Genomic DNA, 18,901 nt, shown 5'->3' on the forward strand with positions numbered 1-18,901 from the left:
TCTTCCCCGCCTCGCCGTTCAGATCCGGCCGGTCCCGGCGCGGCCGCGGCCCGCGAGGTCCCACGCCATGGCGACGGCCTCTTCCGCGCTCGCGGCGGACGCGATGCGATCCGAGCGCCTGTCGTCCACGCGCCCTCCGGCGAGCTGCGTTGCCCATCCCCCGGTCGTCGCGAGCGCGAGCAGCGGCTTGCCGAGCTGCCAGGCGACGGCGATCTCGGTCAGCGTCCCCGCGCCCCCGCCGACGGCCACGACGACGTCGGCCGCCGCGACGACGAGGATGTTGCGCCCGATCTGCAGGCCGGTCGGGACGACGATGTCCACATACGGGTTGGCCGCGGACGCCTCGTACCCTGGCAGGATCCCGAGGATATCGCCGTCGCGCCACGTCGCCGCCTCGCGCCCGCCGCGCGAGACGGCGGCCATGACGCCGCCGAGCCCGCCGGTGACGAGCCGGAACCCCGCCTCGACAGCGCGCCGCCCGAGCTCGACGCACACGGCCTCGGTCGCCGCGTCCAGCGCGAGGCCGTTGCCGACCACCGCCATCACGGGGCGGCGCGGCACGTAGGGAGCGATGTCCCTCCTCGTGTCCTCGTCTTCGCGATCGTCGTCCATCACGGCTCCGCTCCGGCGCCCGCGTGCCGCCGCGTCACGTGGCGCTCGACCCGGTCGCGAGGCGCATGGTGTCGCTTCCCGTGGAGCGTGGCAAGGCTGCTCAAGGCCACGCGCGCCGGCCGGCGGCGCCGCGCGCGCTGGATCCAGGGAGGCCCTCGCGACCGCGAGGGAGCCCGCGCGACCGCGAGGGGTGAAGGCTGCTGCGGCGCAGCCTCGCGGGGGGTCGAGGCTGCTGCGGCGCAACCTCGCGCGGACGCGCGCTACGGCTGGCCTGTGTAGAGGACGTCCACGGCCTCGGCCCAGAGCTTGTTCATGGCGACCCGCCCGGCGGGACCGGGGTGCACCTGATCGTCGAGCTGCTCAGGGTGGTCCTCGAAATACGCATACAGATCCGGCCCCGGGACGAGGCCGTTCTCCTGCGTGAGCTCGTCGATCGCCTGGTTGAACACGTCGAGCGTGTCGTGGTGGCCGTCGGGCGAGAACGGGATGCGCGCGAGCACCGGGACGCGGCCCGCTTCCTGGATCCTGTCGATGAGCTCCTGCAGGTTCGACCTGAAGGTGCTCGGATCGGTCTGGTCCCAGGAGTCGTTGGTGCCGTAGCCGATGGCGAAGAAGTGGAAGTCGGGGTTCATCTCCAGGACGTCGTCGAGGCGATCGAGCGCGCTGGGGCGGTCGTCCGAGGCCTTCGTGAGCTCGCCGCCGATGCCGCCGTTGATCATCGCGGGGTAGTTGGCCTCGTGCGCCGCGTGGATGTTCTCCGCGAAGCTCGGCTGCGTGGCCGGGGTGTCGCGGTCGTAGGCGAACGCGGTGATGCTGTCGCCGAGGAAGAACCACGTGTCCTCCGCGCCGTTCGAGATGTCGTGCACGTCGATCTCGTCGAGCTGGACGCCGGCGTCCGCGGTCGTCGCCGGGGCCGCTGTCACGACGAACCGCACCCAGCTCTGGCCGCTGAAATCGAAGCTGTGGGCGCGCGTGCGGACCGGGTTGTCGGTCACCTCGGCGACGCTCTTCCAGGTGCCGTCCTGGCCGTTCGTGGAGTCGCTCGACGTCTCCACGCGGTAAGCGCCCGGCGCCCCGTATTGCACGTCCGTGTAGTTGTAGTTGTACGAGGCCGTCCAGCTCAGCAGCAGCCGCTCGTACCCGGTGCCGACCTGGATCGCGACCCACGCGGGCGCGGCGGCGGTCGGCTTGCCGGCGATCCAGGTGCCTGCCGACTTGTACTTGCCGTCGTTGATCACCGACGCCGTCCCCGACGAGGCGAAGGCGGGCTTGCCGCGGGAGATGATGGGGTTGGGGGTGATGCCCTGCGCATCGGGGCCGCCGCCGGTGCCGCTGCCGCCGGTGCCGCCCGTGCCGGTGGTGCCGGTGCTGCCGGCGTCGCCGCCGGTGCCGGTAGCGCCGCCGCCCGCGCCGCCCGCGCCCTGCGAGGCGGTCGAGGTGCTCGCGGACGCGCCGCCGCCGGTGCCGCTGGAGTCAGGAGGATCTCCGTCGTCCGAGCAAGCGGACAGGAGCGAGAGCGTACCGAGCGCGAGAAGGAGCGAGCTAGATCGAAGAAGTGAGCCAAAAGCCATGTCGTTTGACCTCCAGGGGGAGGCACTCTGGGGCATTGTGGCCAAGATGTGAACCGGTAAAGTTGAGGACGCGGTGGGGCGAGGTCGCGGCTGGGGCAGCGCGCTGCGCGGCGGGGAATTGTCGCGCAGCGTGGCAAATTTACAGAGTAGCTGCTCAGAGGGCGCCCCGGGCGTGGTGGGATGGGCTGATCACCGCGGCGACACGCCACGATGCCGGAGCAGAACGACTCGACAGCTTGCGGAGGGTAGCAGCGGTTCGTCAGGAGCCGGTCGTGGCGAAGAGCTCCCGGGCGTCGCTGACGATCCCGACACGGCGGATCCAGCGGTCGAGCTCGTCGACGTCCGTGCTCGCAAGCACGCGCTCCCGCACCTCGACGGGGACCTCCAGCCCACGGGTCTCGAGAACGGCGAGCAAGTCGTGCGCCTTGGCCTTCAGCATGCCCTCCCGCAGCCCTTCCTCCCGGCCCTTCTCGATGCCCTTGGCCACGTAGCTGCGCGCGAACTCACTCTGGAACTCGTACCCGCTCTTCATCATCGCCTCCAAGGTCCGTCTCGCCGCCTCGTTCAGCGAGGATAGCACCAGGTCCCAGTACAGGGTGCGGCGCTCCTCATCGAGCCCGGCAACCGCCGCCAGGAACGCCGCGCCGATCCCTTCCGCCGCCTCGCTCTGCCCGTGCGCCATGGCCGAGAGCACGACCACCTCGGGCGCCGCCTTCGCCTGCTCGGCGTCGGTGACGACCGGGACGCCCTCGGGACCGAGCACCAGCGGCGTCAGCGCCCAGCCAGGGTGGCCCGTGTCGATCGGGCGCGAGCACCACTTCACCATCGCCGGGTCGGTCGTCACGACCAGCAGCCGGGTCGGGCAGCGGTGCCTGGCCCTCGTCTGGGTCACGTACACCGGCCAGGCATACGGCTTGTCCGGGTCCACGCCGAGCTGGACCTCGACCACGATGGCCATCGCGGGCCGCTGCTGCTCGCCGACCAGCAGCACGACGATGACGTCCGCACGGCGGTTCGAGGGCACGATCTCGGTCAGGTCGGAGGCGTCGACGCGCGCCTCCGTGAAGTCCGGGACCGGGTGGCCGAGCGCGTCGTGCAGCATCTCGGCGGCCAGCGTCGGCCGGTTCTTGAACAGCTCCACCAGGGCTTCATGGGTCACTGAGGGCATCGGGGGGTCTCTCGGGCAGGTACAGGCGTGCTGAGGTTCGAGCGGCGTGCCGGGCTCGTGCAGTGGTCCCCGCACGGGCCGTGCAGCCGCATCCCACCCTTCAATTCCGGGCCGCCTCGTGGAGTCATCACGCCGTCTGCCTTCCGTGTGCCCCGACGTCAGCGCACCTTCCGGGGTTCATCGGCGCCTCCGGAGCTTCAGCGCGAGCGCTTCACGGGCGATGCGGAGCCGGCTCGCTGCGGTGTACGGGTTCATGCCGCGCGCCTTCGCGAACGCGACGAGCGACTCCGGGCGGTCGACGGCGAGCAACATCTCGCGCTGCCACGGCTTGAGCTGGGCGAGCGCCTGGAGATCAGCGCGCGCGTCGATCTGCGCTTCGAGGCTCGGTCCGGCGGGCTCGCGCAGCAAGCCGAGCGGCTGCGCGTGGAGGACCATGTGACGCACGTAGGCGCTGTTGACGTAGTGCGACACCTTCCTCCAGGCGACGCCGTGGATCCACGCGCGGAGCGCCCGCCGACGCTCGTCCGAGGGGTCCGGCCGGTACATGCCGCGCTCGACGGAGCGCCATGCGCCCAGGAGCACCTGCTGCTCCACGTCGGGGCGGTCCCGCGCCGGGACGCCGCTGGCGATGAGCACGGTGAGGATGAGCGAGCGCTCGGCGAGGATGGCCTGGATGCTCGGGTGGGCTGCGGGATGGGCCTGCGGGAGATGCGGCTGGTCGGCTCGCGTGCTGCGGGGGCGATCGGTACTGGACCGCCGTGCTCGGCGGTGAAGAAGGCGATCGGGGTGAGGGGTTGGGCTATCGATGGACGGATCGATCTGTTGGCCCTCTTCGGGCCGCGGACGTAGCTTCGCCATGTCGGACCTCGCGCAACGGGGTTCCGGCCACGCTCCCCGGTCGGTTGGCGCCGACGCGGGGAGCACTTTTTGTGGTCCGTACAGGCTACGCACGCGCCCTGCAGGCCGTCAACGAAATACAGACGATCGTCTGTTAATTCGGCAAGAGCGCGGCGGTACCCCTGCGGACGTGAGTAGCGCCCGGGTCAACACGGTGCTGACGTACGTCGCGGCGAACGTGCGACGGATCCGGCTCAAGCGCGACATGACGCAAGAGGCGCTGGCCGAAGCCGCCGACCTCCACCTGACCTTCATTCAGCGCATCGAAGCCGGTCGCGTGAACCCGAGCGTTGGTGTTCTCGTCCAGCTCGCGGATGCCCTTGAGGTGGCTCCAGGGATCTTGCTCCGCCCTGCTACCATGCCGGAGGTCAAACGCGGCCGGCCGCCGAAGACGCCGAAGTGAAAGGTGCCGTATTCAAGGCGACCATAGGTACCATCCCGTGTCGCTCTCCGTCGCAAGCGAAATAGGACCTTAGTCTAGTCGTCGCGCAAGCCCGAGCGTTCCGACGTCATGCTGGCGTTCTTCTCACTGATGGTGAGGTCAGGCTAGCGCGAGGGCTGGAGTGGTCGAGGTCGTGCCGTCGGGTTCGCTTGGCCTAGGCATCGGCGCCATTCACCTCGCGGTAGCAGACGGACGCGACCGAACTCGCCCCGTCGCTGCACCGCCCCGTCGCTGCACCGGTCGAGGTGCCCACGCTCCGGCGCCCTGCCCGCCGACGCCGCGCCCGGCCGCGCCTTGGGGCGCCACGGGGACGGGTCGACAGATTGGGAGGAGCGCCGGTTTACCCCGACCGTGACGCCGGCCAGCGGCCGATGGCGGGGCCTTCCTTAGGTATGTGCTCGAGACCGAGGGTGCTGTGATCCATTGCGGGACGGAGCCCTGGGGTCCAGCGGCTCGGTCGAGATCCCCCAAGCTCCGGTCGACGCCGCGCCCCGCTGCGATCGGACGCGCCACGAGGACGAGCTGCGCGGCGGGCAGGTCGTCAATTCAACACCGGGTTCGAGTCCCGGCGCCTCCACCAAGAAGACACGGCGAGAGCCGTGTCTTCTTGTGTGTCCTGCGTGTGACCTGACAAATTTCGGCGACGCTGGATTTGGGGCGGGGCCGGCGTGAGCGGAACCATTGGGAGCGGGCGCCTCCGGTGACGCCAGGGTACGGGGCTCCACGGAGTTCCACGGCGGGCAGCCGGCCGGCGGGGCGGCTCCCGGGTCCGAGTCTGCGATGCCCGGAGCCCGCCAGCGCAGCGCAACCGGTCGAGCGGGCGCTGCTGCGAGCGAGGTCGGGGATGCAGGCGGCAGGTGAGGTCACCGCCCTGCGGGCCGGCCGATCCTCTTCCCTGCCCTGGCCACGTGTCAGGGACCGGCCTATCGGATCGCGACCGAGACGGCGAAACGGATCGGCCTCGGATCGGCCAAGTGGATCGGGGTCGAGTCGGCCAAGCGGATCACGACAGGTAGGCGCCTGACGGTAGGGAGGGACTTCGGAGAGAGAGAAATTGGGTCGACCTTCCGGAATGCGTTGCACGCGCTGTCGGAGACGGCGGCGGTAGGAGCGGGCCCGGCGAAGCGGATCGCAGCTGGGTCGGCCAAGTGGATCGCAGCCGGGTCGGCCAAGTGGATCGCGGCCGAGACGGCGGAAGCGCCGGATCTCGGGCGTCAGACAGCCGTGAGGCATGTACACCCGAGTCCGATGGGGCCGGGCATGGCTCCCGGCTTCGAGGAGGCCGGGATGAGCGCGAGGAGGACGGAGATGCACAGGCTGCAGGAGCTCGTGCGCCTGCACCGCAGGGGCGAGGACTGCCGGGAAGTCGCGCGGCTGCTGGGGATGGGGCCCAACACCGAGAGGCGGTATCGCACGGCGCTGTCGCAGGCTGGCCTGCTTGATGGCAGCGCGGAGGAGATCCCCGCGCTCGAGGAGCAGAAGGAAGCGGTAAAGAAGCACGTGCCGCCGAAGGTGGCGCCGCAGCAGCAGTCGAGCGTGGAGCGGTGGCGAGCGTACATCGCAGCGCGCGTCGAGGAAGGGCTCAAGCCGGCAGCGATCTACGACCGGCTGCGGCTCGAAGAGCGTGACTTCAGCGGCAGCCGCTCCGCGGTCAAGCGCATGGTCGCGACGCTCCAGAGGGAGCAAGGGATCAGGCCCCAGGATGTCGCCATCGTGGTGGAGACCGATCCAGGGCACGTCGCGCAGGTCGACTTCGGGTACGCGGGGCGGCTGTGGGACCCTGAGACCAAGAGCCTGCGCAGGGCGTGGGTGTTCGTGATGGTGCTCGGCTACAGCCGGCATCTGTTCGCGCAGATCGTGTTCGACCAGAAGACCGAGACATGGCTGCGGCTGCACGAGGAAGCGTTCCGCGCCTTCGGTGGGGTGCCGTCGACGATGGTACCGGATAACCTCAAGGCGGCCGTGGTGCGGGCCGCGTTCGGCGTGGACGAGGACTCGGGGCTGAGCCGCAGCTACCGCGAGCTCGCGAGGCACTACGGCTTCACCGTGGACCCAACGCCGCCGCGAGCGCCGCAGAAGAAGGGCAAGGTCGAGGCGAGCGTGAAGTACGTCAAGCGCAACGCCCTGGCGGGTCGCGAGGGGCAGGACGTGGGCGAGGTGCGCGCGGCGCTCGGTCGATGGATCGTCGAGATCGCAGGCACACGGCAGCACGGCACCACGAAGCGAAGGCCCCTTGAGGTGTTCGAGGCCGAGGAGAAGAGCCGGCTTCAGCCGCTGCCGCTGCGCCCGTACGAGCTCGTGACCTGGAAGCGGGCGCGGGTGCATCGCGACTGCCACGTCGAGTTCGGAGGAAGGCTGTACTCGGTGCCCTGGCGTCTCGTGGAGCGCAAGGTGTGGCTGCGCGTGACGCCATCGAGTGTCGTGGTGTATGCCGACGACGAGGCCGTGGCACGGCACGATCGGCGCGGCGCCGGCCTGCGCAGCACGCTCGATCGACACCTGCCCGACGAGCGCGTGGCGCTGCGGCACCGGAGCCGCGCCTACTGGGAGCAGCGCGCCGACCAGATGGGGCAGGACGTGGGCAGGTTCGTCCGCGAGGTGTTCGACGCCGACGACGTGCTCTCGCAGCTGCGCAAGGTGCAGGCGATCGTCACGCACCTGGAGAAGTTCCCGCAGGAGCGCGCGCAGGCCGCGTGTCGTCGAGCGAGCCATTACGGCAACCTCAGCTACCAGGGCGTTCGCGACATCCTCCGGCGCGGGCTCGACTTCGAGCCGAGCCCCGAGAGCGCTGCGCCGGCGGCGTGGGCGGATGCGCCTCCGCGGTTCGCGCGCGACCTCCGGCTGCTCGCGGCGTCGCGGCTGTCGTCGACAGGAGGGGACCATGGGCCTCACTGATGAGCTGGTGCCGGTGCTCAAGAAGCTGCGGCTGTCGGGCGTGCTGCAGTCGCTGGAGGTGCGCGTGCGGCAGGCCGTCGACGAGCAGCTCTCGCACGAGGAGTTCCTCGTGCGGCTGCTGTCCGACGAGGTCGATCGCCGCGATGGTCGCCAGTTCGACCAGCGCGTCCGCCGAGCGGGCTTCGACAGCCTCAAGACGCTGGAGGACTTCGATTTCCAGTTCAACCCGAGGGTGCCGAAGGCGAAGGTGATCGATCTGGCGACCTGCTCCTTCGTCGAGCGCCGGCAGAACGTGCTGCTGGTCGGCCAGGCGGGAGTCGGCAAGTCGCACATCGCTCAGGCGCTCGGTCACCGCGCCTGTCGCGCTGGCTACCAGGTGCTGTACGTGGGCGCCGGCGACATGCTCAAGCAACTGCGCGCCGGCCGCGCCGACGGCAGCCACGACCGACGGCTGGCGAGGCTCGTGGGGGTCGACCTGCTCATCGTCGACGACCTCGGTCTCCGCGCGCTGACCGTCGAAGAGGCGGCCGACATCTACGAGGTCATACGCCTGCGTTACCATCGCGGAGCGATGATCCTGACGTCCAATCGCGCCGTGGAGGAGTTCGGCGGCCTGTTCGGTGACCCGCTGCTCGCCAGCGCCGCCATGGACCGGCTGCTCCACGACGCCCACGTCCTCGTCCTCGAGGGCGACTCGTACCGCAACCCTCCCCCGGGCAGGCGACGCCGGGCGGCGGAGACATCGAAGGAGAGCAAGACATGAACACGTCGAGCGGGTGACAGGATCCGCTTGGCCGACCCCGAGCGTCGATCGCCCGGGTCGTGATCGCAGTGCTGACGGCGCTCGCGATCACAGGATCCGCTTGGCCGACCCAGGCGCGATCCATGAGGCCGAGCTATGACACTCCGAGACCAAGGGAGCTGGGACGACGGTGCTCCCGGCGAGCGGCTCCTGGGCCGTTACGCTGTAGACGTGCGTGGATCACCGGGGTTCTGCCCGCCGCAGGCACGCGAGGCATGCGAGTTCCAGTACGAAGCCCTGGGCGACCTGGGTGGAAGGCACGGGGGGATCAACGAGCGCGGTGTCCGCTAGGACGTATCCGTCCGACCAAGGCCATCGTGACCACCCCGGCGGCGCCGGTTACCTGTCCCCATCGCGACGCAGGAGGAAGCGATGGCGACGAGGGCGGAGTGGGCCGAGCGGGTGGAGCGATGGCAGCGGAGCGGGCTGAGTGCCGAGAAGTTCGCGCGGCGCGAAGGATACAAGCCGAAGCAGCTGTACTGGTGGCGCTGGAAGCTGAGGGCTGACGGGCCCTCGCGGTCGTCGCCGTCGGGGGAGGCACCGAGCTTCCTGCCGGTCCACGTGGTGACCGACGCATCGCCCATCGCGCCGGAGCCGATCGAGATCGCGCTGCCCAACGGGCGGGTGGTGCGGGTCCGGCCGGGCTTCGACCCGGCCACGCTCGAGCGCGTCCTGGCGCTCGCTGCCGAGGAGACGTCGTGCTGACGCTGCCGCCGTCGGTGCGTGTCTACGTCGCGGCTGAGCCTACCGATCTGCGGAAGAGCTTTGATGGGCTGTCGGTCCTGGTCGCTCAGCGCTTCGGAGCTGATCCGCTCTGTGGGCACCTGTTCGTGTTCAGGAATCGACGAGGGGACCAGGTGCGCGTGCTGTTCTGGGATCGCACCGGATATGCCATCTTTGCAAAAAAACTGGCCCGTGGCCGCTTCCACCTCGCCCGCGACCTGCCCCAGGGCGCCACCCACGTCGAGGTCGAGGCGGCCGAGCTGTCGCTGATGCTCGAAGGGCTCGACCTGTCGCAGGCCGTACGGCGCAAGCGCTGGAGACCCGGCGTGAGAAACCTCGACGTGACGAAGCAACGCTTGATGGATGCGCGCGGGCTCGATATCCAGCGCGCCCGGTGACCAGTCCCCGTCCGTCCCACGCAGTGCTGCCCGCCGATCTGGCGGATGTGCAACGTAAGCTGGAGCAGCTCGCGGCTGCCGGGCAGCTCTCGGAGCTCATCGAGCTGGTGCTCGGGCTGCTGGTCGATCTGCGCGACAAGAACACGGCGCTGTCGGCGAAGCTCGCGAGCGCGCTGCGCGAGCTGTACGGCCGCAGAAGCCAGAAGGTCTCGACCGAGCAGCTGATGCTGCTGTTCGCCGAGCTCGGGGCGGAGCCGCCGCAGGGGGCCGCTGGCCCGGCGCCCACGTCGGAGCCTCTCGCCGAAGCGCCGCCGCAGCCGGAGCAGGGCCTGGTGCCGCAACCTCCTGAGCCCCCGAAGCCTCCACCAGGACGGCGCGGGCGCTCGCCGCTTCCCGCACACCTGCCGCGCGAGACGCGCTTCGTGCCAGTCCCCGAAGCCGAGCGCACGTGCCCGCAGTGCGGCGCGGACAAGAAGTGCATCGGCCACCGTACAAGCGAGATTCTCGAGTTCGTCCCGGCGCAGTTCCGGGTCATCGAGGAGCAGAGGGAGAAGCTCGCCTGCCCGAGCTGCCCAGAGCAGGGCGTCACGACGGCCGACAGCGAGAAAATGATGGATCGGGGCCGCCCAGGGCCGGCGCTGCTCGCGAACATCATCGTCGAGAAGTTCGAGGACGCGATGCCGCTGTACCGACAGGCGCAGCAGTACGCTCGCTGCGGCGTGTCGCTGTCGCCGTCGACGCTGGGAGAGTGGTCGGCGTTCGCGCTCGATGTGCTCGCTCCTGTGGCGAAGAGGATCCAGGAGCGCGTGCTGGGCTCGTGCTACCTGCGCGCCGATGACACCGGGATACGCGTGCTGGATCAGGATCATCCAGCGGGGGTGAAGCGAGGGCACATCTGGTCCTTCGTCGGGGCCGAGCTCGTCGCGTTCGTCTACGCGCCGGACTGGAGGGCGAAGCATCCGGCGGCGCTGCTGCGGGGCTTCACGGGCTACCTGCAAGGCGATGGCTACGCGGGCTACGGCGCGATGCTGCGCGGAGACGACGATGGCGAGATGATCGTGCCCGAGGTGCGCCGGCTCGGCTGTGGAATGCACATCCGCGCGAAGTTCGAGAAGGCGGCGAAGGGCGGTGACGCGCGGGCCGCCATGGCGCTCGCGTACTTCAAGGCGATCTACCGCATCGAGGCCGCCTGCAAGGCCGAAGCGCTGTCCGCGGAGGCACGCCTGGCGCGCCGGCAGGAGCTGTCGCTCCCCGTGGTCGACGATCTATACGAGTGGGTTCACGAGCTACACCTGCGGCTCGTGCCGAATACGCCGCTTTACGTCGCAACCCAGTACGCCATCAACCAGGAGGCAGCGTGGCGGCGCTGCTTCACGGACGGGCGTTTCGAGATCGACAACGGTGAAGTCGAACGGCGGATAAGATGCGTGGCGCTCGGGAGAAAAAACTACTTGTTCGCAGGCTCGGACAAGGGAGCTGAACGCCTCGCTGTCGGCTACACGCTATTTGGCTCGTGCCGGATGTACGGAGTCAACCCGCTCGCCTGGGCGACAGACGTGATCGGCAAGCTGCAGGCAGGCTGGCCGCGTGAACGGCTGGACGAGCTGCTGCCCGACGCGTGGGCGCGCTCGTTGCCCGCTGCTACGGCCGCCGGCGACGCCGGCGCGCCCTGAACGACGCGGAGCTCGATCCTTGCCACCGAGGCGCCGGAGGGGGGCACCTCGCCGGCCCTCTCGTGCCCGCCCGCGTCCGCTCGCGTCCGCTCGGCCCCTGGGTAGTCGCCGCCCGCGCCCAGCATCGTCGACCCCGGCGATCACCGCAAGGGGTCGCGCCTATGGCGATGGCTGGGCGCTTACGCTAGTGGACTGTTCTATAAATTTTTCAACATAGTCGCGAAGCATATCGAGCCGCCCAGCGGCGCAGCTTCGGCCGCGTCCAGGACCAGGTAATCGGATGTGCGAAGCGCTCATTGTACTCCCGCCAACTCGCGTCGAGGTGCTCGATGAGCTGCTGGCGGCTCTTCCACTCGCCACGCTTGAGGTAGCGCTCGGTGAAAGCCCGCAGCAACAGTTCCGCCTGATTGAGCCAGGAAGCGTGGGGCGGCGTGACGAGCGTACGCACGCGCGGGTCGTGGTGGCGCAGCCATGCCCTCGTCTCATTGGCAGCGTGCGACGAGCCGCCGTCCCAGATCAGGTGCACGCGACGTGCATGCCGATGCTCGTGAAGCACTTCGGGCAGGACGGCGCGAAGATGCTCGCCGTCATTCTTCTCGAGGCACCAACCCCGCATCTTGCCGGTGTGAACGACAAGCACCACCATGAAGTTCACCGTTCCATGCCGAATGTACTCGAACTCACGACGCTCAATCTTGCCTGTGCGCATGGGCAAGGTCGGAGATCGGCGCTCAAGCACCTGGATGTTCGGCTTCTCGTCGAGGCAGAGCACGACCTCGCGCCTTTCGGCCAGTTCTGCGGCGTTCTCGTAGCACCAGAGGATCTGGGCGGCGCGCTTGATGAACGCGGGGTCAAGCTTCGGCGTCTTCCAGTACCGCGACCGGTGAGGCTGAAGGTCGGCTGCGCGCAGGATCAACGAGACGGTCGAGTGCGAGATCTCCGGTACGATGCCACGCTCCGCTGCTACTTGAGCGAGGGTGCGGGTCGACCAGTGGGTCATGTGCAGACCGAGCCCCGCAGGATCGCTGCAGGCAAGCTTCTCAATGCCAACGCGCTGCAGGGGGACGAAATGTCCGCGGCCGTCCCTCCCGGGGAGCGTCGTGGACGACGTGCACCCCCGAAGTCTCGTACCGCCGACAGAGATGCCAGATCGTGGTCCGCTCCACCTCGAGATGGTCCGCCAGGTCCTGCACGACGGTCGCTGGGTCCGCCATGGCCAGTAGGATCCGGGCTCGCCGAGCTACCCGCTGCTCGGTATGCCCATCACGGACGAGCTGCTCGAGGTAGACGGCATCGTCCGGGGACAGATCGATCACGCGCGGCGGGCGCCTTCGCATCCGCGAGGTCTAGCAAACCCGCCACGACTATGTTGAAAGATTTATCGAACAGTCCACTAGGACGGCGAGGTGGTCAGGATTGGTCACGCCCGGGGCATCGACGGGACAGTGACACCGGCTCCGTATGTGCGGCCGGGGCGAGATCCGTTCGGAATGCCTGATAATCCCGGCGACCCGGTTCGTCATGTGCTCGATGCTGCTTCCAACTATTTGATATCACTTGACAAATTGATTTGCTTTCCAGCGCGAAAGAGTGCGTGTAGTCTTCGCGATATGGGACGTTCAAGTCGTTCTAGAGGCAGTGCGACGGCTACGTTGAAGCCGCCAGTGTCGCAGGAAGCAGTCTCCGAGCAGTCGGCGAGCCAGGAGGCGCGTCCAGTTGCGACGAGGGACGCCACGAGATCCAAGCTGCAAAGCATAGAGAGCGGTGAAGAGGATCCGGAAGCTGACCGGATGCGCGCGCTGCTCACTGTTTATGTGACGACACAAGCTTTTCTGCTCTTGATGTTTTTTGCGTTGGCACCGGTGTGGATAGGAACGATCACTCAGGCGGAATCTTTCGAAATGGTCAGGATGATAATGCCCCTGTTTGCCGGCTACATTGGCCAGATTGTTGGCTTCTATTTTGCGGCTCACGGACCTGAGTAAGGCATCTATGCGACCCTACTTAACGATGTTCCCACTCGTGGCACTCACGATGGGACTTTTTGCTCTGACGGCTACACTGTTGGCAGATAAAGGGCTGCAATTTTCAGATTACAAAAACTGGGTATCTGTGCTTCTGAGCCTGGTGTCGCTATTATCGAATGCCGCGATGGCATTTTACTTCGCAAAGAGCGTAAAAAAGAGAAGGCGCCGGGAGAATGTCCGAGACATGGGCGAATAATCGATGAGCGGGATGGGGCAGCGAAAGTGGTGGGTGTGGGCTCTTGTTCTGGTGTGCTCGATAGTTGGACTACTCTCGCAAACGATTCTGACCCTTAGTAAACCGTCGGCGGGTGCTCCTTATCCTAACCTTCCGGAATCCTTGCACGCATTTCGAATTGGTTCGCCTGCGTCTGTGGGGATCTCGGGTCTGGAGATTGAGAGAAGGCTCAACATCGAGTTTCCTGATATATACATGTTGAGCCGGTGTGCTGGCATTGGTTGTGCGCCCCGGTTGAGTATCGATGTTGTAGAATTTCTCCCGGAATCCGGGTGCGGCAACAAGGATGTTGTGCACGATGCCCTGCGCGGTGCGGTTACTCGAGTGCTTCGTTCTGTGGGCTACGCTATTGATACTTCTCGTGCGCGTGTTGGGCTTTTGAGGGCTGAGCTGAATGGGCGCAATTTGTCTCTCGCGGGCGGCCAGAGCGTGCTTGTTGTTATTGCTGTGGCGCTGCTTAGTCCACCTGCCGAAGGTGTATTCCCCTTGGTGATGACGTACCAAGTTCTCGCTTCTGCTCGTGCGAGTGAGCCCATAAAGAACTGGAAAGATATATCTGATGAAATTGAGTCAAGGCGATATTATGAAAGTATTAGGGGTAACATATTGAGTGCTACTGATCTGGAGCTGAAATTCCGTTGTCGCTGACGCCGGACTCTAATCGCTATTGGGAGATCGTTCGGTAGTTTCGGATTGTGTAATTTTACGGCTGCGCGTGAAGGTATTTCTCCGGTCCTCGCTCGCGCTCCAGCTACCCCCATAGCCGCCACCCTCTGCGAGGCCATCGGAGACACCGTCCCGTGTCAAGAGCAGCTCGTCCGGCAGGGGCCGCGGCCAAGGCAGGGAGCGGTCCCGCAGGGCAGGGACTCCGCCGCCGCATGCGCCTCGCGAAGCCGCGTCCGTCCGCTCGGCTTCACCGTGGCTACCCAGATCTGCAAGGCCAGCGGAGACACCGTCCCATGTCAAGACGGGCCATGCGCTCGGCAGGGGGCCCGCCGGCAGCGGTAGGGGGGCGGGCCGGTCGGGCGGAGGCCCCACCTGTGCCTACATCCGCGTCGTCGCGCTCGCTGGATCGGCTCGCTGTAACCACCCAGCCAACGCCATCGTGATCCTCCGTGCGGCGCCGGCTACCTGTTCCCATCGCGAAGGAGGAAGCGATGGCGACGAGAGCGGAGTGGGCCGAGCGGGTCGAGCGATGGGAGCGGAGCGGGCTGAGCGCCGAGCAGTTCGGGCGGCGCGAGGGTACAAGCCCATGCAGCTTTACTGGTGGCGCTGGAAGCTGCGGGCTGACGGCGCCTCACAGCCGGCGGGCCGGGCCATGGCGGCGGGAGGTCGAGATCGGGGAGGCGTGATGCCTCGCGGCAGGCGTGCCTCGCGTGCCTGCGGCAGGGAGGACCGGGGACCTACGTACGCCCACGGCGGGAAGACCCAGGAGCCACTCGCCGGGAGCACACAGCTTCCGGGCGCCCTCCCCCTGTAGGAAGTACCGGAGGCACGCGCCTCTTGACACGTGACGGTACTTCCGCTGGCCTCGAAAGGGGAGACGGCCATTCGGGTAGCTGGAGTAGAGGCGAGGAGCAGAGGAATACCTCCGGACGCGTGCGCGACGCCGCGCATGGCCTGCAATATGGCACCTTAGGTAATATATGCGAAGAGCCAGACCCAAGTACCAAGTATTTATAAGCTCAACCTACCAAGATCTCCACGAGGAACGATCAGCCGTAACCTGGGCAATCCTGAATGCCCGCCATGTCCCTGCGGGAATGGAGAATTTTACGGCAACCAATGACAGGGGATGGGAAACCATCCAGCGAGTAATTGACACATCTGACTACTATATCGTCATTATCGCCGGAATGTACGGCAGCATCGATCCAACCACCGGTATCAGCTGGACCGAACGCGAATACAGGTATGCGATCGACAAGAACATACCAGTGTTGGCATTCATAAGAAGAGACAGCGCGGTCACACAGAACTTAGCCGAAAGGAACCCCGACAACACCCAGAAATTGGCCGAATTCAAGAAGAAACTTCGAGACAATCATCTTGTCCGCGACTGGTCACAAGACTCAGATTTAGTACACGCGGTAGTCGAATCTCTGAGGAATCATATAGCAGATGACGAGGACAACGATCGCGCTAGGCCCGGCTGGTTCCGTGGCGATTCGATCGATGCATCTCCGAATGTTCTCGAAGAACTCGCCAGGCTCTCACGCGAAAACGAAGACTTGCGTCAGCGACTGAAATCCATCGAAGGCGGCACTGCGGTGCTAGGCGTGGTGGACGAGCATGGAGCTCCGCTTGCGGGCATTCAATACGACAGCACCATGCACACGCTAAGCGACGCTTCCTCCAAGTCACTTAGCAGGAAACTCTTCGACGCCCAAAAGAATTTTCTCGACAAATACAATCGCCTCGTGCACGTGGAGCTTTACATCAGCAACTCAGGCGCTCGCGCCGCCAAAGACGTACTCGTTGATCTTTCTTTTGAACCGTGTGAGGATATACAACTCGTACGTGAACGCGCTCCATCTCACGTAAGCGATTACTCCGCAGTGTCACCCACGCTGATTCCAAGGTGGATGACATCGCCAACCGAGCACGTCTACATCGATCGACATCGCGTGCAAAATGGGCGCGGAATCGTTCGTCAACGCATTAAGAGCGTTGCCACTGGCACCACTGAGCGCACTGTAGGATTTTGGGTTCTCCTGGCGCGCAGCGAGAATGGGATATCTTGCACCTGCTCCTACCATCTCACGGCAATTGACGGAGAGAAATTTTCCGGAGAAATACCAATCAGCATTAATTATACCAGATCGAAGGCAGTTGATCTGGAACTGCTTGAATCGCTGGTTGATGACGTTTGACCGCAGCGGTGCGACATCTGCACGAAATCTTCTGCATCCGATCTGAAGACACTCAGCACAGATGGCGCCTCTTGAGCACAATAGCAAGGCTCTTCCATCCTCGGCGGGGCCATCAGACCCCGGTCCCGACCGGCAACCCAAGGCTTCTAGCGATCTCGCTGACCGGTTCGCCCGCTACCACAAAGATCAGCACGCGGCGCTCCCGGAGCTCGACCAGCAAGAGGTACTTCAGAAGGGCGCGTCGACTTCCCGTGAGGCGACGGCACGCGTTCCCGGCCGGCGATGTAAGCCCGTGGGTCCGGGACGGCGACCTACCGTCGGCGGTAGGCCTTCTGGTGGTACTTCCTTGCCTGGTGGTCGGCCACTGCGTCCAGCACGGCCACGGTGGCGTTCAGGATGGGTCTGAGATCGCGCGCGCCGGGCGTTAGCGAGGTCGACCACGGGCGCGACGTGCGCGGGCGCGCGCGGGGCGCCGAGGAGCTCTGTGAGGGTACGAGCGGCGATCTGCGCGGTCGCGAGGTCGCCCGCCGCGTGGGCAGCGGCGATGGTCTGCGTGAGGGTCGCGACGAGCACCTGGCGCGGGCTGCTCGCCGGGGGCGTGGTCAGGGCTGCTTCGGGTCGGGGAGAGGTCGCCCGCGCTGCCTCATACATGGGCGCCGAGGGCACCGCCAGAAGCGTCACCGAATCGTCTGGCCGACCAGAGATCGCGGGGTTAGCGCCCACGATCGGCAGGTTCACGTCAGGCTTGACTTGCTCGAACTCTCGGAAACCCGCCCGATCGTGTCATCCCGCTCCCCGACCCCGCGCGACGAACGCCCGCTCCGCGGCCCGGGCAGCTCGGCAACCCTCTTCCTCGCCTACCCCACCAGCGCGCTCCAGTCGATATCGAACCGCGCCAGGTACTTCCGCAGCCTATCCGCGTCATTGACGCTCTTCTTCTTCGCCCGCGACGCCGCGAACAGGAGCCGCCCCGCCTCCGACAGCGACCGCGCGCTCTTCAGCACCCGCAGCACCTCGGCGAGCTGCGCCCGGTCGAACTGGTCCAGCGCCGCCGCCTTCCGCGCCCCGAGCGCCGCGATCACGACATCCTCCCCGTCCCCATCCCCGTCGCTCCCCTCCCCCACCCCTCCGCCCGCGCCCCCCACGCCCCCCGCCGCCGGCCCCCGCCGCCACGCCTCGCTCAGCCGCCCGATCTCCTCCTCCACGATCTCCACCCCGATGCGCCCCCCCGGCGCGAGCGTCGCCATCCGCGTCACCGCCGCGTTGAAGTCTCTGAAATTGCCCGGCCACACCGCCTCCCGCGCTGTAGCGAACCGGAGGAACCGCGCGCGCGCGTCGCGGCTCATCGTGATCCGCACGCCGAGCAGCCGCGCCGAGGCGTCGAGCTCGTACTCGAGGTTCGGCTCGATGTCCTCGACCCGCTCGCGCAACCCCGGCAGCCGGAAGGTCCACAGGTTGATCCTCGCCAGCAGGTCTTCCCGGAAGCGCCCCGCCGCGACCTCGACCGTCAGATCCCGGTTCGTGCCGGCGAGGAGCTGGAACTCGCTACGTACCTCCCGGTCCGACCCGACCGGCAGAAACGCCTTCTCCTCGATCGCCCGCAGCAGCATCGCCTGCTCGTCCGCGCCGAGCTCGCCGATCTCGTCGAGGAACAGCACCCCCTCGTGCGCCTTGCGCAAGAGCCCAGGGCGATCCTTGAGCGCCCCCGTGAACGAGCCTCTCTCGTGGCCGAACAGCGCCGACATCGCACCATCGCCGCGGATCGTCGCGCAGTTCAGATCCACGAAATCCCCGCTCACCTGCCGGCGCCCCTTCTTGAGGTCGTAGATCTTCCGCGCGAGCTGCGACTTCCCGGCGCCCGTCGGGCCCATGAGCAGGATCGGCGCCCGCGACGCGATCGCCACGTGCTCGATCCGCTCGATCAGCTTGTTGTACGCCGCGTTGCGCGTCTCGATACCGCTCTTCAGGAACGACACCCCCTCGCGCTGCTCCTTCTGGAAGCGCGACGCGATGCGATCGTACTTCGAGAGGTCGAGATCGATGATCGTGAACGACCCGGCCGCGAGCTCCGCCCTGTCGCGCTTCGGCGGCGACGTCTGGATGAGCCGCCCCGGGAAGTATCGCGACTCCGTGAGCAGGAACAGACATATCTGCGCGACGTGCGTGCCCGTCGTGATGTGGAGGAGGTAATTCTCCCGGTCGGGCGCGAACGGGTACGCCTTTGCGAAATCGTGGAGCGCCCCGTACACCGCCTCGAAATCCCACGGGTCGTCCACATCGACGACGTGACCGCGGATCTCCGTCTCCGGCGACACGTGCCGCACGTCCGCCATCACCGTCCCGGCCAGGGCCTCGAACCGGCGCTGGTAGAGCAGCTCGAACCGGTCGACGAGCAGGTCCTCGTGCTGGCAGAGCGCAACGCTCGGACGCCAGCGCGACCAGCGCTCCGTCGTCTTGCCGGTGTCCAGCGTGGGGCCGAGCATGCCGAGGATCACCGTGGGTTTGCGGGTCATAGATGGATCTCTAGTCGCTTTATACAGGAAGATAAGACCCCTGGCCACCCCGCCGAGACCCGGCCGAGATCG

At 66.9% G+C, this 18,901-nt stretch carries 17 protein-coding genes; 11 read left to right on the top strand and 6 right to left on the bottom strand.

Annotation, left to right across the window (positions count from 1 at the left end):
* Nucleotides 1–18 precede the first annotated feature (18 nt).
* Together WMF42_RS35215 and WMF42_RS35220 are read right to left on the bottom strand one after the other, a co-directional pair.
* Nucleotides 19–612 carry a TIGR00725 family protein gene (locus WMF42_RS35215; RefSeq protein ID WP_061606432.1) on the bottom strand — a complete coding sequence of 198 codons (594 nt, stop codon included), beginning with the start codon at nucleotides 610–612 and terminating at the stop codon, nucleotides 19–21.
* Between the two features lie 260 nt (nucleotides 613–872).
* On the bottom strand, nucleotides 873–1,850 hold the full coding sequence (locus WMF42_RS35220; RefSeq protein WP_437687399.1) for an SGNH/GDSL hydrolase family protein: 978 nt from the start codon (nucleotides 1,848–1,850) through the stop codon (nucleotides 873–875).
* Here WMF42_RS35220 and WMF42_RS35225 point away from each other — a divergent pair.
* On the top strand, nucleotides 1,843–2,235 hold the full coding sequence (locus WMF42_RS35225; protein ID WP_437687401.1) for a hypothetical protein: 393 nt from the start codon (nucleotides 1,843–1,845) through the stop codon (nucleotides 2,233–2,235). The genes WMF42_RS35220 and WMF42_RS35225 overlap by 8 nt on opposite strands.
* Before the next feature lie 207 nt (nucleotides 2,236–2,442).
* Here the strand turns inward: WMF42_RS35225 and WMF42_RS35230 are convergent, their stop codons facing one another.
* Together WMF42_RS35230 and WMF42_RS35235 are read right to left on the bottom strand one after the other, a co-directional pair.
* On the bottom strand, nucleotides 2,443–3,351 hold the full coding sequence (locus tag WMF42_RS35230) for a hypothetical protein (RefSeq protein ID WP_437687402.1): 909 nt from the start codon (nucleotides 3,349–3,351) through the stop codon (nucleotides 2,443–2,445).
* Between the two features lie 177 nt (nucleotides 3,352–3,528).
* The gene (locus WMF42_RS35235) at nucleotides 3,529–3,987 is read right to left on the bottom strand and encodes a sigma-70 family RNA polymerase sigma factor (protein ID WP_437687404.1); all 459 of its coding nucleotides are present in this window, start codon (nucleotides 3,985–3,987) and stop codon (nucleotides 3,529–3,531) included.
* A 391-nt stretch (nucleotides 3,988–4,378) separates the two neighbouring features.
* Between WMF42_RS35235 and WMF42_RS35240 the strand changes: the two genes are divergently transcribed.
* The 6 genes from WMF42_RS35240 (at nucleotide 4,379) to tnpC (ending at nucleotide 11,181) form a co-directional block, all read left to right on the top strand.
* A complete protein-coding gene (locus WMF42_RS35240) occupies nucleotides 4,379–4,651 on the top strand; it encodes a helix-turn-helix domain-containing protein (RefSeq protein ID WP_437687406.1) in 273 nt (90 codons plus the stop codon).
* A 1,326-nt stretch (nucleotides 4,652–5,977) separates the two neighbouring features.
* Nucleotides 5,978–7,585, top strand: coding sequence for an IS21 family transposase (gene istA, locus WMF42_RS35245; protein ID WP_437687408.1), 1,608 nt, complete (start codon nucleotides 5,978–5,980; stop codon nucleotides 7,583–7,585).
* Nucleotides 7,572–8,348 (top strand): IS21-like element helper ATPase IstB, encoded by a 777-nt coding sequence (gene istB, locus WMF42_RS35250; protein ID WP_437687410.1) that lies wholly within the window; start codon nucleotides 7,572–7,574, stop codon nucleotides 8,346–8,348. The genes istA and istB overlap by 14 nt, the downstream gene beginning before the upstream one ends.
* A gap of 411 nt (nucleotides 8,349–8,759) precedes the next feature.
* Nucleotides 8,760–9,092, top strand: coding sequence for an IS66 family insertion sequence element accessory protein TnpA (tnpA, locus tag WMF42_RS35255; RefSeq protein ID WP_437687412.1), 333 nt, complete (start codon nucleotides 8,760–8,762; stop codon nucleotides 9,090–9,092).
* On the top strand, nucleotides 9,086–9,508 hold the full coding sequence (gene tnpB / locus WMF42_RS35260) for an IS66 family insertion sequence element accessory protein TnpB (RefSeq protein WP_437687414.1): 423 nt from the start codon (nucleotides 9,086–9,088) through the stop codon (nucleotides 9,506–9,508). The genes tnpA (WMF42_RS35255) and tnpB overlap by 7 nt, the downstream gene beginning before the upstream one ends.
* Nucleotides 9,505–11,181: an IS66 family transposase gene (tnpC, locus tag WMF42_RS35265; protein ID WP_437687415.1), complete on the top strand. Its 1,677-nt coding sequence runs from the start codon at nucleotides 9,505–9,507 to the stop codon at nucleotides 11,179–11,181. The genes tnpB and tnpC overlap by 4 nt, the downstream gene beginning before the upstream one ends.
* Before the next feature lie 208 nt (nucleotides 11,182–11,389).
* On the opposite strand, the gene WMF42_RS35270 is transcribed toward tnpC, so the two are convergent.
* Entirely contained in the window at nucleotides 11,390–12,355 is a 966-nt protein-coding gene (locus WMF42_RS35270) for an IS630 family transposase (RefSeq protein ID WP_437694385.1), read from the bottom strand.
* 490 nt (nucleotides 12,356–12,845) lie between these two features.
* Here WMF42_RS35270 and WMF42_RS35275 point away from each other — a divergent pair, with 490 nt between their 5' ends.
* From WMF42_RS35275 to WMF42_RS35290, 4 genes are all read left to right on the top strand, one after another.
* Entirely contained in the window at nucleotides 12,846–13,166 is a 321-nt protein-coding gene (locus WMF42_RS35275) for a hypothetical protein (protein WP_437687417.1), read from the top strand.
* Between the two features lie 379 nt (nucleotides 13,167–13,545).
* Nucleotides 13,546–14,091, top strand: coding sequence for a hypothetical protein (locus tag WMF42_RS35280; RefSeq protein ID WP_437687419.1), 546 nt, complete (start codon nucleotides 13,546–13,548; stop codon nucleotides 14,089–14,091).
* Between the two features lie 509 nt (nucleotides 14,092–14,600).
* Complete coding sequence (gene tnpA, locus WMF42_RS35285; RefSeq protein ID WP_437687421.1) at nucleotides 14,601–14,795, top strand: IS66 family insertion sequence element accessory protein TnpA; 195 nt, start codon at nucleotides 14,601–14,603, stop codon at nucleotides 14,793–14,795.
* Between the two features lie 294 nt (nucleotides 14,796–15,089).
* Nucleotides 15,090–16,316 (top strand): DUF4062 domain-containing protein, encoded by a 1,227-nt coding sequence (locus tag WMF42_RS35290; protein ID WP_437687423.1) that lies wholly within the window; start codon nucleotides 15,090–15,092, stop codon nucleotides 16,314–16,316.
* 857 nt (nucleotides 16,317–17,173) lie between these two features.
* Here WMF42_RS35290 and rtcR read toward each other — a convergent pair.
* On the bottom strand, nucleotides 17,174–18,829 hold the full coding sequence (gene rtcR / locus WMF42_RS35295) for an RNA repair transcriptional activator RtcR (protein WP_437687425.1): 1,656 nt from the start codon (nucleotides 18,827–18,829) through the stop codon (nucleotides 17,174–17,176).
* Nucleotides 18,830–18,901: the final 72 nt, after the last annotated feature.

Origin of the sequence: Sorangium sp. So ce176 (assembly GCF_051519835.1) — a bacterium.
Classification (GTDB): domain Bacteria; phylum Myxococcota_A; class Polyangia; order Polyangiales; family Polyangiaceae; genus Sorangium; species Sorangium cellulosum_G.